At 60.1% G+C, this 14,006-nt stretch carries 14 protein-coding genes, 1 tRNA gene and 1 riboswitch; of the genes, 14 read left to right on the top strand and 1 reads right to left on the bottom strand.

The genetic code is table 11. The features are described 5' to 3' along the window. Positions 1–51 precede the first annotated feature (51 nt). From ACN0X0_RS11810 to nrdF, 14 genes are all read left to right on the top strand, one after another. Positions 52–128 (top strand) — tRNA-Met (locus ACN0X0_RS11810). 262 nt (positions 129–390) lie between these two features. Continuing rightward, positions 391–1,260, top strand: coding sequence for a dioxygenase (locus tag ACN0X0_RS11805; protein ID WP_417264351.1), 870 nt, complete (start codon positions 391–393; stop codon positions 1,258–1,260). A gap of 94 nt (positions 1,261–1,354) precedes the next feature. Further along, complete coding sequence (locus tag ACN0X0_RS11800; protein WP_417279309.1) at positions 1,355–2,533, top strand: muconate/chloromuconate family cycloisomerase; 1,179 nt, start codon at positions 1,355–1,357, stop codon at positions 2,531–2,533. Between the two features lie 9 nt (positions 2,534–2,542). Next, entirely contained in the window at positions 2,543–2,932 is a 390-nt protein-coding gene (locus tag ACN0X0_RS11795) for a hypothetical protein (RefSeq protein ID WP_417279308.1), read from the top strand. Next, positions 2,929–3,777: an alpha/beta fold hydrolase gene (locus ACN0X0_RS11790; RefSeq protein WP_417279307.1), complete on the top strand. Its 849-nt coding sequence runs from the start codon at positions 2,929–2,931 to the stop codon at positions 3,775–3,777. The genes ACN0X0_RS11795 and ACN0X0_RS11790 overlap by 4 nt, the downstream gene beginning before the upstream one ends. Before the next feature lie 22 nt (positions 3,778–3,799). Continuing rightward, positions 3,800–4,696 (top strand): LysR substrate-binding domain-containing protein, encoded by an 897-nt coding sequence (locus tag ACN0X0_RS11785; protein ID WP_417261167.1) that lies wholly within the window; start codon positions 3,800–3,802, stop codon positions 4,694–4,696. 76 nt (positions 4,697–4,772) lie between these two features. Beyond that, entirely contained in the window at positions 4,773–5,420 is a 648-nt protein-coding gene (locus tag ACN0X0_RS11780) for a paraquat-inducible protein A (protein ID WP_417279306.1), read from the top strand. Continuing rightward, on the top strand, positions 5,387–6,016 hold the full coding sequence (locus tag ACN0X0_RS11775) for a paraquat-inducible protein A (protein ID WP_417279305.1): 630 nt from the start codon (positions 5,387–5,389) through the stop codon (positions 6,014–6,016). Before ACN0X0_RS11780 ends, ACN0X0_RS11775 begins: the two co-directional genes overlap by 34 nt. Then, positions 6,009–8,135, top strand: coding sequence for an MlaD family protein (locus tag ACN0X0_RS11770; RefSeq protein ID WP_417279304.1), 2,127 nt, complete (start codon positions 6,009–6,011; stop codon positions 8,133–8,135). Before ACN0X0_RS11775 ends, ACN0X0_RS11770 begins: the two co-directional genes overlap by 8 nt. Before the next feature lie 5 nt (positions 8,136–8,140). Further along, positions 8,141–8,734: a PqiC family protein gene (locus ACN0X0_RS11765; protein ID WP_417279303.1), complete on the top strand. Its 594-nt coding sequence runs from the start codon at positions 8,141–8,143 to the stop codon at positions 8,732–8,734. Between the two features lie 62 nt (positions 8,735–8,796). After that, positions 8,797–9,001, top strand: a riboswitch (cobalamin riboswitch). Between the two features lie 65 nt (positions 9,002–9,066). Beyond that, complete coding sequence (nrdH, locus tag ACN0X0_RS11760; RefSeq protein WP_417279302.1) at positions 9,067–9,321, top strand: glutaredoxin-like protein NrdH; 255 nt, start codon at positions 9,067–9,069, stop codon at positions 9,319–9,321. 4 nt (positions 9,322–9,325) lie between these two features. Continuing rightward, positions 9,326–9,808 (top strand): class Ib ribonucleoside-diphosphate reductase assembly flavoprotein NrdI, encoded by a 483-nt coding sequence (nrdI, locus tag ACN0X0_RS11755; RefSeq protein ID WP_417279301.1) that lies wholly within the window; start codon positions 9,326–9,328, stop codon positions 9,806–9,808. After that, positions 9,790–11,940, top strand: a complete 2,151-nt coding sequence (gene nrdE, locus ACN0X0_RS11750) for a class 1b ribonucleoside-diphosphate reductase subunit alpha (protein ID WP_417279300.1) — start codon at positions 9,790–9,792, stop codon at positions 11,938–11,940. Before nrdI ends, nrdE begins: the two co-directional genes overlap by 19 nt. A gap of 11 nt (positions 11,941–11,951) precedes the next feature. Then, on the top strand, positions 11,952–12,923 hold the full coding sequence (nrdF, locus tag ACN0X0_RS11745; RefSeq protein ID WP_167602596.1) for a class 1b ribonucleoside-diphosphate reductase subunit beta: 972 nt from the start codon (positions 11,952–11,954) through the stop codon (positions 12,921–12,923). Positions 12,924–12,992: 69 nt separating this feature from the next. Here nrdF and ACN0X0_RS11740 read toward each other — a convergent pair whose 3' ends face one another. Then, positions 12,993–14,003, bottom strand: a complete 1,011-nt coding sequence (locus tag ACN0X0_RS11740) for an ABC transporter ATP-binding protein (RefSeq protein ID WP_417279299.1) — start codon at positions 14,001–14,003, stop codon at positions 12,993–12,995. Positions 14,004–14,006 lie beyond the last annotated feature (3 nt).

Raw genomic sequence — 14,006 nt, 5'->3', positions numbered from 1 at the left:
CACTTTCCCTCTTGACCCTCTGAGCCGATCCGTCTACCTACGCGGCACTTCGGCGGAGTAGCTCAGTTGGTTAGAGCAGCGGAATCATAATCCGCGTGTCGGGGGTTCAAGTCCCTCCTCCGCTACCATATCCCCTACATCTCAGACTGACACCTCGCGCGACCACAAGCGCGTCGATTGCATTCGGTTTGCCCGCAATCGCTCCCGACCGATTTTGTCCAATCTCTCGGCACAGTTGCGCATCGGGCTGCGGCACATTGCCTTACCCAATAGATTTACTTGCAAGCAATTCGATACCTCACAGGTATTACGACATATCCCGCAAGGCATTGAGAAAGAGGTGGATCACCGTCAGATTCCCCGCCAGCCTTACAGACGGGAGGAGTCATTATGCGCAATATCACAATCGACAACATCACCGATGCCGTTATCAAATCCATGGATACGGACATCCCCGCGCGCAACATGGAAATCATGAAAGCCGCGCTCAAGCATGTTCATGAGTTCATGAAAGAGGTCAATTTGACCTATGATGAATGGCTGGAAGCCATGGAATGGATGCGCCGCGCCGGCGATATTTCCAGCGACGCGCGCAACGAATTCATCCTGATTTCCGACATCATGGGCGTCGAAGTTCTGGCCGATATGCTCGACAAGAAACCGACCCATAACGAAACCATCTCGACCGTGCTCGGGCCGTTCTACCGCGAAAACCCGCCGGTGCTTCCGAAAGGCGCCTCGATCATCCAGAAGGATTTCGAAGGTCAGGAAACGGTCCGCGTCTCCGGCACGATCCGCGACACCGACGGCAACCCGGTGCCGGGCGTGACCATGGACGTCTGGGAAGATGCGCCCAATGGCCTTTACGAACAGCAAGACCCGGATCAGCCGGACTTCAACCTGCGAGGGCGGTTCATCACCGACGAGAATGGCGCATATGAATTCGTCGCCATCCGCCCGGTGCCCTACCCGATCCCCTATGACGGCGCTGCCGGTGAGCTTTTGAAATACATGGGGCACCACCCGATGCGCCCCGGTCACGTGCACTTCATGATCATGAAGGATGGCTATAAGACCCTGATCTCGCAGATTTATGACAGCACGACCGAATATCTCGACAACGACAGCGTGTTTGCCGTGAAAGAAGACCTCATCGGCGAGATGGTCAAAGCCCCCGAGGGCGCCGACACCGATCTCGTGATGACGTTTGATTTCGTGATCCGCGACAACGCGCTTGTTGAAAGCGTCGCAGCCGAGTGACCCGATAAACCCTTTGGATGGGCTTCGGCCCTTCCTCTTCAGGAACGGCACGCTTCCCCGTGCTGTTCCTCCAATTGAACGTCTGGGAATTGCCATGAACACCCCCCTTTCCGCACAACCGCTCACCGGCCACCCCCAGGGAGACCTGATGGAGGCGACGCGCATTCGCGCCGTCACCTCTTGGATCATTGAGGCCCCGACCCGTCGCAAACACAAGCTGTCGAACACCTCCATCAGCTATCAGGGCTATGTCTTCGTCCGCGTCACATTGGACAATGGCGTCGAGGGCTTTGGCGAGGCCTCCACACTGGGTGGTCCGCGCTGGGCCGAGGAAAGCGTCGAAGCGATCAAGGCCAATATCGACACCTATCTGGCGCCCGCGTTGATCGGCAAACCGGCCTACCTGCTGGAAGCCGCCGCCGGTGACATGGCCAAGGCCTGCAAACGCAATTACGCCGCGAAATCCGCGCTCGACACCGCGCTTTTGGATGCCACAGGCAAGAGCCTTGGCGTGCCCGCACATGTGCTTCTTGGTGGCGCGCGGCGAACGTCCTTTTCTGCGATTTGGGCGCTGGCGTCGGGTGACGCGGCGCAAGAGGTCGAAGAGGCGCAGGGCATGATCGAAAAAGGTTGGTTCAACCGCTTTAAGATCAAGCTGGGTTTTGCCGATCCGCAAACCGATCTGGACCGTTTGGCGGCGCTGCAAAAGGCCCTGCCGACCGGCACGGACATCATCGCCGATGTGAACCAAGGCTGGTCCGAGGCCGATTTCATCCGCTACCTGCCGCGTCTCGCGGATCTTGGCGTGAGCTTGGTGGAGCAACCCCTGCCCGCCGGTCAAATGGCCGCCATGGCGCGGATTTCCGAGCGCTCACCGATCCCGATCATGATGGATGAGGGCGTTTTCACACTGGAAGAGGCCCTCGACGGCTGCGCCCGCGCGGCGGGCTCCGTTCTGTCGCTGAAACTGTGCAAACACGGCGGTGTGCATCAACTCAAACAAGTCGCGGGCATCGCGCAGGCGGCGGGCGTACAGCTCTACGGCGGTTGCCTTTTGGAAAGCTCGGTCGGGGCCGCGGCGCATTTGCATGCCTTTGCCACCTTGCCGGCACTCGAATGGGGCACCGAGCATTTCGGGCCGAAAATCCTGATCGAAGACCTCTGCCGCAACGCGCTCAAATACGAGAATTTCGAGGTGCATTTGCCGGACGGCCCGGGTCTGGGCGTCACGCCCGATCTCGACCTGATCGAAAAATACGCCCGCAAAGATTGAGGACCAAACATGACACATGACCTGCGTGTCCGCTTTGAGGACATGGGCCGGAAACTGGCCGAGAAACCGCATCTCAAGCGGCTCGGCGCGCTGTTTTCCGAAACCGTCCTGATTGAGATCGACGGCAACGAATATTACCTCGCCTTTCACCGTGGCGCGCTGGAGCGCATGACCGAAGGGCCGAGCCGCCAGACGCCCTGGCGTTTTGCGATCCGCACCGACGGCGAGGCGCTTGAAAAATTCTGGCAGCCGATCCCGGAGCCGTCGTTTCATGACATCTTCGGCTTTGTCAAAACCGGGCGTGGCCGGATCGAAGGCGACATTCTCGTGCTGGTGAAAAACCTGCGTTTCTTCAAAGAATTCATGGCGCTTGGTCGCCCAGAGGAGGCCGCAGCATGAGCGCGCAACCTGCATATGAACCGATTATCGGCCGCTATGTGACCATCGAGGTCAAAGGCCGCAGCTACCGCGTTTTTGTCGAAGAGGCGGGTCAGGGCCAGCCGGTGATCTGTTTCCACACCGCTGGCGCCGACAGCCGCCAGTGGCGCCACATCATGAACGATGCGGAACTCACAGCCAATTATCGCTTCATCGCCCCCGACATGCCGTGGCATGGCAAAAGCCTGCCGCCCGAGGGGTTCGAGGAAGAGGAATATCTTTTGACCACCGAGGTCTATGTCGAGACCGTGTTGAAACTGGTCGAGGCGCTGGCGCTGGAAAATCCGATCTACGCGGGCTGTTCCATGGGCGGGCGCATCGCGCTGCAACTCGCGCTCAACAACCCGGAGCCGTTCAAGGGTTTCATCGCCATCGAGGCCTCGGATTTCCAGCCGGCGTGGTATGACATCGACTGGTTCCACCGGCCCGATGCCCATGGGGGCGAAATGGGGGCCGCTTTGGTGTCCGCCAATATCGCACCGCAGGGGCCGAAAGCCGAGCGCTGGAACACCCAGTGGATGTTCATGCAATCGGGGCCCGGCGTGTTCCGCGGTGATCTGAATTTCTACACCAAGGACGACAGCCTTGTCGGCAAGCTGGGCGGCATCGATACGTCGAACAAACCCCTGCACATCATGGTCGGCACCTACGACATGACCTGCACGCCCGAGGACGCCAAACGCACCGCGGATCAGATCCCCGGCGCCACCCTTGCCGTGATGGACGGGATCGGGCATTTTCCGATGAGTGAAAACCCCGCCACCTTCCGTCCGCATTTCGTCGAAGCGCTCGCGAAAATGGGCTGAAGGGGCTGCCAGAGGGCCTCTCTTGGACTTTAAACGTCTGAAATACTTCATCGCCGTGGCCGAAGAATTGCACTTCGGCCGCGCCGCCACGCGCCTCGGCATGGCGCAGCCGCCGCTGTCGCGTCAGGTGGCCGCACTCGAAGATCAGCTGGGCGTCAAACTCTTTGACCGCAGCCGCAATCAAGTGCGCCTGACCGACGCGGGCGAGGTGCTTTTGGACCGCGCCCGCGACATTCTCGCCAATCTCGACAGCGCTTACCGCGAGGCCACCCAGATCGGGCAAGGCGGCGCCGGGCGGCTCAGAATTGCCTTTGTCGGCTCCGCGACCCACGGCCCGCTGCCGACGCTGATCAAATCCTTTCGCTCGCATTACCCGAATGTCGATCTGTCGCTGTCGTCCATGAACAATGCCGATCTTGAGCGTGCGTTGATTCAACGCGACATCGACATCGCGGTCGCCCGCCCGCATCTGTCCGGCGCCGAAGAGCTGCGCTCCGCGCAACTGTTTTGCGAACCGCTCATTCTGGCGCTGCCCGATGGCTCCACCCATGCCCGAAGCACCAAGCCCGTGCAGCTCAACACGTTGAAAGACGAGACCTTTGTGCTCTATCCGCGCCGCCCGCGCCCGTCGTTTGCCGATTTCATCCTGCGCACCTGCGCCGAGGAAGGGTTTTCGCCGAAAGACCAGATTTTCGCACAGGATTATCAAACCGCGATCTCACTCGTGGCCGTCGGCGTCGGTCTGGCCGTAGTGCCCGAAAGCGTGTCGCATTCGCCGCGCTCTGGCGTCACCTATCGCCCCTACGAAGGCCATAATCCCGGCACCAGCCTGACGGCCCACGCGCGTCTCGACAATCGCAAGCCTCAGGTGCTGAATTTCTTTTCCTTGCTGCAAAAGTTCACACGGCGTGCCTCTTAGGCCACCACAAGCTGGCTTTCACCACAACCCCGCGTAACCGCTTTTCGTCGGCCCAAGTTGCGGGTAACATCACACCATGTCTGCGCCCGCGCCCTCCCATCGAGACATCGACCCCGACAGGATGATCGCCTGCCCGGCCTGTGACGCTTTGCTGGTCGACCGGGATGTGGCGATGGGCGACACCGCCTCTTGCCCGCGCTGCGGAACGGTGATTGAGGCGCCACGCCCCTTGGCGATGACCCGGATCATCATGCTGGCTCTGGCCGCGCTCATTTTAATGATCGCCGCCGTGTTCTTTCCGTTTCTGGAACTGGGCGCGGCGGGCATGGTGCGACGCAGTTCGCTTTTGGACACGGTGATGGCCTTTGCGACCGGGCTAACAGCCCCCTTGACCATTGCCATGGCTGCACTGATCGTGATCCTCCCCGTGACACGGTTTCTCTCCCTTCTATATGTGTTGGGACCGATGGCCTTTGGCTGGCGCCCCGCGCGTCATGCCGCAAGCGCCTTTCGTCTGGCCGAAGCGCTCAGGCCTTGGGCCATGGCGGAGGTCTTTATCGTCGGCGTCGCCGTGGCACTGGTCAAAGTGGCGGGGCTGGCGCATGTCTCTTTGGGGCCTGCGTTCTGGGCCTTTGTGGCCTTGGTCATCGTGACCGTGTTGAAAGATAATTTTATGAGCAGAGTGACCGTTTGGAAAACGCTGGACGCCCGCCGCACATCCTGACCGCGCGCGACGCGGGCCTTGTCGGCTGCACGCAATGCGGCAAGGTGCACCTGCCCTCTGCGGCGGTCTGTGGCCGGTGTGGCGCGGCACTTCATGCGCGCGACATCGCCAATCTGCAAAAGGTCTGGGCCTGGCTGATCGCAGGGATGGTGGTCTATATCCCCGCCAATCTTTACCCGATGCTTGCCACCGCCAGCCTCGGCCATACGACTGAAAACACCATTCTCGGCGGGGTGGTCGAGCTGATGCATCATGGCTCTTACGGGGTGGCCGCCATCGTCTTTGTCGCCTCGATCATCATTCCGGTCGCCAAATTCATCGCCATCGCCTTTCTCGGTCTGACCACCACGCGGCGGGTCCGCATGTCGGCGCATCATCGTCACTTGCTGTTCGAAGTGGTTGAATTCATCGGGCGCTGGTCGATGATCGATGTCTTTGTTGTCGCCATCCTCTCCTCTCTGGTAAGGCTGGATTTCGCCGCGACGATCACACCGGGGATCGCCGCGATCAGTTTCGCGCTCTCTGTGGCCTTCACCATGATGGCGGCCCTGAGTTTCGATGAACGCCTGATTTGGGATGCTTTGGAAGATGAGTGACACAAACGAGCAAAAGCCCGAGACGGGCCCCGCAGACATAGTGATCTCGCCGCCCAAACACAGCTTTTGGCGCAATCTGTCCTATGTCTGGCTGGTGCCTCTCGCGGCCCTCGTGGTTACGCTCTTCATCGCTTGGCAAAGCTGGGCCGAGCGCGGCCAGCGGATCGAAATTCTGTTCGAAAACGCCGCAGGGATCACCGCCGATGAGACCACATTGCGGTACAGGGACGTCGAAATCGGCGTCGTCGAGGATGTGAAATTCGCGCCTGATCTGGCCTCCGTCGTCATCGGCGCGCGGATCGACCGCACCGTCGCCGCCTCTCTCCCCGAAGATGCGCAATTCTGGATCGTCCGGCCAGAGGTCTCCGCCAGCGGCATCACCGGCCTCTCCACCGTGCTTTCGGGCGCCTATATCCAGGCCGCTTTCGACCCCGTGCCCGAGGCGAAAGCCACGCGTTTCACGGGCCTCGAAGAGACACCGCTGATCCTGCCCGGCATGCGCGGCACGAAAGTGACGCTGCGCACCGATTCCGGCAGTCAGCTCACCCCCGGCGCGCCGATCTTTCACCAAGGCATCGAGGTTGGCAAAATCGAGACCCCGCGCCTGACGGACAGTGGCGAGGGCGTCATGGTCGATGCCTTTATCAACGCGCCCTATGATCGCCGCCTGACCAGTGCTGCGCGGTTCTGGCAGGTCTCCGGCTTTTCGGTCAACATCGGCCCCAGCGGGCTAAACCTCTCGGTCGGCTCGATTGCCAGCCTCGTGCGCGGCGGCATCGCCTTTGACACGGTGGTCTCCGGCAGCGAACCGATCCGCAGCGGGCAGGTGTTCGATCTTTACGACGACGAAGACACCGCGCGCGCCAGCGTGTTTCGCGAGGAAATCGAGAACCCGGTCGATCTGACCGTGGAATTCGACGAATCCGTCAGCGGCCTGACGGCTGGCTCCTCGGTGGTCTACAAAGGCGTCAAAATCGGCTCTGTCTCCTTCCTTGGCGCCTTCATCGAAGAGCGCAATGACAGCCAAGAGGTCGTACTGCGCTCGGTGATCTCCATCGACCCGCAGCGGCTGGGCTTAGATGCCGAGGCCCCCACCGCAGAGGTGATCGCCTTTTTCTCGAATGCGGTCAAAAACGGGCTGCGCGCACGGTTGGCGACGCAAAGCATTTTTAGCCGCTCCCTCGTGGTCGAGCTGGTGGAACTGCCCGATGCCGCGCCGGATACGCTGGGCATTTTCGCGGAAACGGCACCTTTGTTGCCCTCTGTCGCCTCCGATCTGCCGGATATGGGCGCCACCGCCGAGGGGCTTTTGCAACGGGTGAACGACCTGCCGGTCGAGGAACTTTTGGATCAGACCATCGCCACATTGGCCGCCGTGGAGAGCCTCGCGGGGGACGAAAACCTGCGCGCCGCCCCCGATGCCTTTGTCGCGCTTCTGGACGATGCGCGCGGCCTCATCGGCAGCCCGGAGACCCAAGCCCTGCCCGCAGAGTTGAACACCGCCGTCTCGGAACTGCGCGCCGTCGCCGAACAGTTGCGTCAGGCCGATGCGGTGAACCGCCTCGTCGCCGCACTTGATGCCGCCGAAGAGGCCGCCACCTCCGTCACGGATGTCGCGGGCAAGATTGACACGGCGACCGAGACCCTGCCCGCTCTGATCGCGGATTTGCAGGCGCTCACCGAAAAAGCCAATGCGCTTGAGGTCGAACAATTCTTGGCCGCTGCCTCCGCCTTTCTCGAAGGCGCGGACCGCCTGGTCGACACGCCCGACATGCGCGCGCTTCCGGCCAGCTTGACCGGCGCGTTGGACGAGGCGCGCGAGGCCTTGGCCGAATTGCGCGAAGGCGGCTTGATCGAGAACACCAATGCGACGCTGGCCTCTGCGCGCGAAGCGGCGTCTGCGGTCGAGGATGCCACCGCGAACCTGCCGGAGCTGTCGCGCCGGATCGAGGCGCTGGTGGCCGAGGCCGAGCGCACCCTATCGGATTACGGCTCGCAATCCAGTTTCAACCGCGAGACAATTTCGTCGCTGCGCGAAGTGCGCGCCGCCGCCGAAGCGCTCAGCAAACTCGCCCGCGCCATCGAGCGCAATCCCAATTCCCTCTTGTTTGGACGGTGATCGATATGGTTCGTTTTCTCCCCCTCGCTCTTCTGGCCCTCACCGCCTGTGGCGGCACCGAGCCGCGTTATCTGATCGATAGCGCCCCCGCAGCGACCACGGCCGAAACCACGCAAGTGCGGATGCAGGTGGCGACGCTGGAGATGCGCGAGGTCTCCCTACCCGCCTATGCCGAAGAGTCGCAGATTTTGATCGAGGGGGCGGATGGCGCCCTGACGCCTTTGGACAACGCGCTCTGGGCCGACGAGCCACGCCGCGCCGTGACCCTGCGTCTGGCGGAGGCGATTTCGCGGGGCGGCTCCGCAACGGTCGCCGCCGAGCCTTGGCCGCTTGAAACGCCTGCGCAGGCCGCTGTGCATGTGCAGGTTTCCGATATGTTGGCGCGCGCGCCAGGACGATCAGAGGGACAATCAGAGGGACAATTTGTCCTGAAAGGTCAGTTTGCGGTTTCCTCTTATGACCATGTTGTGCGAGAACGGATCAGTCGGTTCGACATCTCTGTGCCATTGCCGGATGCGAGCCCCGCAAGCATTGCCCGCGCATCGGGTCAAGCGCTGCAAAATTTGGCGATTGAGATCACCCAAGACCTGCGCCGATAACTTTCTCCGATTCAATTCCTGTCAAGCGCTATCTACATATTGACAGTAGACCCCCTCAGGAAGCTATATGATGTTGCTTCGGTTCCATCGACTCGTGTCGGTGGCTAAGAGGGAAGATCGGTGTAAATCCGGCGCTACCCCCGTAACTGTAAGCGGTGAGCGAGGTTGAAAATGCCACTGGGGCCGCCCTTTGAAAGGGGCTCTGGGAAGGCCAGCCAAGCCATGATCCGCGAAGTCAGGAGACCTGCCAAAGCGGAACAGAACCACGAACGGAGGGTTCGGGGGCGCGGGGTTTCCGCTGTCCTCGGCACGACACAAGAGGACAAAGAGCAATGACCGCCCAGACCGCGACCCAGAACGCCACCGACACCATCATCGTTTACTCGAAACCCGCCTGCGTGCAATGCACCGCCACGACGCGCGCGCTCGATGCCAAAGGCATCAGCTACGATGTGATCGACCTGACCCAAGACGACGACGCCATGTCCCGCGTGACCGGCCTCGGCTACCGTCAGGCACCTGTTGTCGTCGCCGGTGAGGATCACTGGTCCGGCTTTCGTCCCGACATGATCGCACGCCTGTCCTGATCCGATGTCAGACGTGTGTCCAGAGCCGGCGCTGCCAAGCGGCTTTCCGGATATCGTCTATTATTCTTCCACTTCGGAAAACACGGTGCGTTTCGTCGACAGGCTCGGCCTTCCGGCGAAACGCATTCCGATCTCTCCGAAGGATACGAGGCCGGTGATCGACCGGCCTTTCGTCCTGATCTGTCCGACCTATGCGGATGGCGAGGGGCGCGGCGCGGTTCCGAAACAGGTGATCCGCCTCTTGAACGATCCCGACACCCGCGCGCTGCTGCGTGGTGTGATTGGGTCTGGAAACCGAAATTTCGGCACTTTGTTTGCCAGCGCGGGCGATGTGATCGCCCGGAAATGCAATGTCCCGCTGCTCTACAAATTCGAGCTGGCGGGATTTGACAATGACATCGCGCGGGTTCGCGCCGGATTGGAACAGATGGGCCGGAACCTCGGCCTCGCACAAATGGGGGATGCGCCATGCTCGACGATGGCTTGAAGAGTGGCCAAAAATCTGGCCTGAATGGCACCACGGATTATCACGCGCTCAACGCGATGCTCAATCTCTACGACGAGAACGGGCATATCCGTTTTGAGGCCGACCGCATGGCGGCACGTCAATATTTCCTGCAACATGTGAACCAGAACACCGTGTTCTTTCACTCGCTCGACGAGAAGCTCGGCTATCTCGTGGAGGAAGGGTACTATGAGGCGGCGGTTCTGGACCAATATTCCAAGAACTTCATGCGCAAGATTTGGGACGACGCCTACGCCAAGAAATTCCGTTTCCCGACCTTCTTGGGCGCCTTCAAATATTACACGTCTTACACGCTGAAAACCCGCGACGGGCAGCGCTATCTTGAGCGCTATGAGGACCGTGTGGTGATGACCGCGCTGGCTCTGGCGCGCGGTGACGAAGCTCTGGCTTTGTCCTTCATGGACGAAATGCTGTCGGGTCGTTTCCAGCCCGCGACGCCGACGTTTTTGAACGCAGGCAAGCAATCCCGTGGCGAGTTGATCTCTTGTTTCCTTTTGCGTCTCGAAGACAACATGGAAAGCATCGGTCGCGGCATCAACTCCGCGCTGCAACTGTCGAAACGCGGTGGCGGTGTGGCGCTTTTGCTGACCAACATCCGCGAGCACGGCGCGCCGATCAAAGGTATCGAGAACCAGTCTTCGGGCGTCATTCCGGTGATGAAGCTCCTCGAAGACAGCTTTTCCTACGCCAACCAATTGGGCGCACGTCAGGGTGCCGGTGCCGTTTACCTGAACGCGCATCACCCTGATATTATGCGGTTTTTGGACACCAAACGCGAAAACGCCGACGAGAAAATCCGCATCAAGACGCTGTCTTTGGGCGTGGTGATCCCCGACATCACCTTTGAGCTCGCCAAGAAAAACGCCGATATGTATCTCTTCTCCCCGCATGACGTGGAAAAGGTCTACGGCGTGCCCTTCTCTGAAATCTCGGTCACCGAGAAATACGAAGAGATGGTGGACGACAAACGCATTCACAAGAAAAAGATCAACGCGCGGACCTTCTTCCAGACCATCGCGGAAATTCAGTTCGAAAGCGGCTATCCCTACATCATGTTCGAGGACACGGTGAACCGGATGAACCCGATTGCGGGTCGCATCAACATGTCGAACCTCTGTTCCGAGATTTTGCAGGTCAACGAGGCCTCCGAGTTCAACGATGACCTGTCCTATAGCCACCTTGGCACCGATATTTCGTGCAACCTCGGCTCGCTGAATATCGCGAAAACCATGGACGGCAAGGATCTGGGCCAGAGCGTCGGCACCGCCGTGCGTGCGCTGACCGCCGTGTCGGAAATGTCCGCGATTGACTCCGTGCCCTCGATCCGTCGCGGCAATGACGAAAGCCATGCCATCGGCCTGGGCCAGATGAACTTGCACGGCTTTTTGGCCCGCGAGCACATCCATTACGGCTCCCCCGAAGGCGTCGAATTCACCTCCGTCTATTTCGCCGCCGTCGCCTATCACGCGATCCGCGAGAGCAACGCTTTGGCGCGCGAACATGGCGAGAGCTTCAAAGGCTTTGCCGACAGCGACTATGCCAATGGCAGCTTCTTCGACAAATACACCGACCGCGATTGGTTGCCGGAAAGCGAAAAGGTGACATCTCTCTTCGAAGGCATGGACCTGCCGACCCGCGAAGACTGGGCCAAGCTCAAAGAGGCGGTGATGAAGGACGGGCTTTACAACCGCAACCTTCAGGCCGTGCCGCCGACCGGGTCTATCTCCTATATCAACAATTCGACCTCCTCGATCCATCCGATTGTGTCGAAAGTTGAGATTCGCAAAGAGGGCAAGATCGGCCGCGTCTATTACCCGGCCGCCTTCATGTCGAACGAGAACCTAGACTACTACCGCGATGCCTATGAGATCGGGCCGGAAGCCCTGATCGACACCTATGCGGCGGCGACCGAGCACGTCGATCAGGGGCTGTCCCTGACGCTGTTCTTCCCGGCAGAGGCCACCACGCGCGACATCAACAAAGCGCAGATTTACGCGTGGAAAAAAGGCATCAAGACCATATATTACATCCGCTTGCGTCAGGCTGCCCTTGAGGGCACCGAGGTGCAAGGCTGCGTGTCCTGCACGCTCTGAGGAGAAAGAGTATGAAAGACATGACCGATATCCGCATTCCGCGCGCGATCAACTGGAACCGTCTGGAGGACGACAAGGACCTTGAGGTCTGGAACCGTCTGACGGTGAACTTCTGGCTGCCGGAAAAAGTGCCGCTGTCGAACGACATTCCGAGCTGGGCGACGCTCAAGGATTTTGAGAAAACCCTGACGATCAGGGTGTTTACGGGCCTCACGCTTTTGGACACGATCCAGAACACCGTCGGCGCGCCGTCTCTCATGCCCGATGCGGTGACGCCGCATGAAGAGGCCGTTCTGACCAACGTCGCCTTCATGGAGGCCGTCCACGCGCGGTCTTATTCCTCGATCTTCTCGACGCTCTGCTCAACGAAAGAGGTGGACGAGGCCTTCCGTTGGTCCGAAGAGAACCCGCATCTGCAAGCCAAGGCGCGGGCAATTCTCGAGACCTACGCGCCCGGAAACGATCCGCTGAAACGCAAGATCGCTTCGGTGTTCCTCGAAAGCTTCCTGTTCTATTCGGGCTTCTACCTTCCGATGTATTGGTCGTCGCGCGCGAAGCTCACGAACACCGCCGATCTCATCCGGCTGATCATCCGCGACGAGGCGGTGCATGGCTATTACATCGGCTATAAATTCCAGCGCGGTATGGAGAAGCTGCCGGAAGCCGAGCAACAGGCGCTCAAGGACTATGCCTATAGCCTTTTGTTCGAGCTTTACGAGATCGAGAACCAATACACCGAGGAGCTTTATGACGAGATCGGCCTGACCGAGGACGTCAAAACCTTCCTGCATTACAACGCCAACAAGGCGCTGCAAAACTTGGGCTTTGAGGCGCTTTTCCCGCCGGAGGTCTCCGAGGTGAACGCCGCTATTCTCGCCGCGCTCAGCCCCGACAGCGAGAACCACGACTTCTTCTCCGGGTCGGGCTCCAGCTACGTGATCGGCAAGGCGGTCGCGACCGAGGACGAAGACTGGGATTTCTGATCTCGGGCATCGCAAAACCAAAAACGGCAGGCCGCAAAGCCTGCCGTTTTTCATTTGTGATATAACCTCTTAGCGGATCGCCAAACCGGCCTCATCGAACAGATGCGTGCGGCCCTCACCGAATTTCAGCCCGACCTTTTCACCCGGCTGATGTGGCGCATCGCCCAGATCACGAATGGTCATCTGCCCCGCGCCGTTTTCGGCATCGACGATGATGTAAGTGTCGGCGCCGAGGTATTCGACCACATCGACCACACCATCGAGATCACCCTCGCCGGGCGACACGATGGAAATGTGCTCAGGCCGAATGCCCAGGTCCTTGCCCTTATCGCCCTGTCCCGTTGAGGCTGCCGGAATGACGTTCATTTTCGGAGAACCAATGAACTGCGCGACGAAGAGGTTGCCGGGGCGTTCGTAAAGCTCTTTCGGCGAGCCAACCTGCGCGATCTTGCCCGCTTCCAACACGACGATGCGGTCCGCCAAAGTCATCGCCTCGACCTGATCGTGGGTCACATAGATCATCGTGGATTTCAGCGAACGGTGCAGTTTCGCAAGCTCATAGCGCATCTCCACGCGCAGCGCAGCGTCCAAATTCGACAGCGGTTCATCGAACAGAAACGCCGTCGGATCGCGCACGATGGAGCGGCCAATGGCGACACGTTGCCGTTGCCCACCGGAGAGGTCTTTCGGACGTCGGTCGAGATAGTCGTCGAGCTTCAAAACCCGCGCGGCCTCGTCGACCTTTTGCTTGATCACATCCTTCGGCTCACCAGCGGCTTTCAAAGCAAAGCCCACATTGTCGCGCACCGACATATGCGGATAAAGCGCATAAGACTGGAACACCATCGCGAGGCCCCGTTTCGATGGCGGCTCGGCGGTGGCGTCACGCTCGCCCACGAAAATCTTGCCGCGAGAGGTCTCTTCCAGACCCGCAATCATCCGCAATAGCGTCGATTTCCCACAGCCGGACGGCCCCACAAAAATGATGAATTCGCCTTCGTCGATCTTAAGATCAACGCCCTTGATCACCTGTACGTCGCCGAACCATTTCTCGACGGCCTGTAGCTCAATGCTCGACATCGC

Source organism: Celeribacter sp. (assembly GCF_048270365.1).
GTDB lineage: Bacteria > Pseudomonadota > Alphaproteobacteria > Rhodobacterales > Rhodobacteraceae > Celeribacter.
This window is presented reverse-complemented; position numbering and strand designations above follow the sequence as displayed.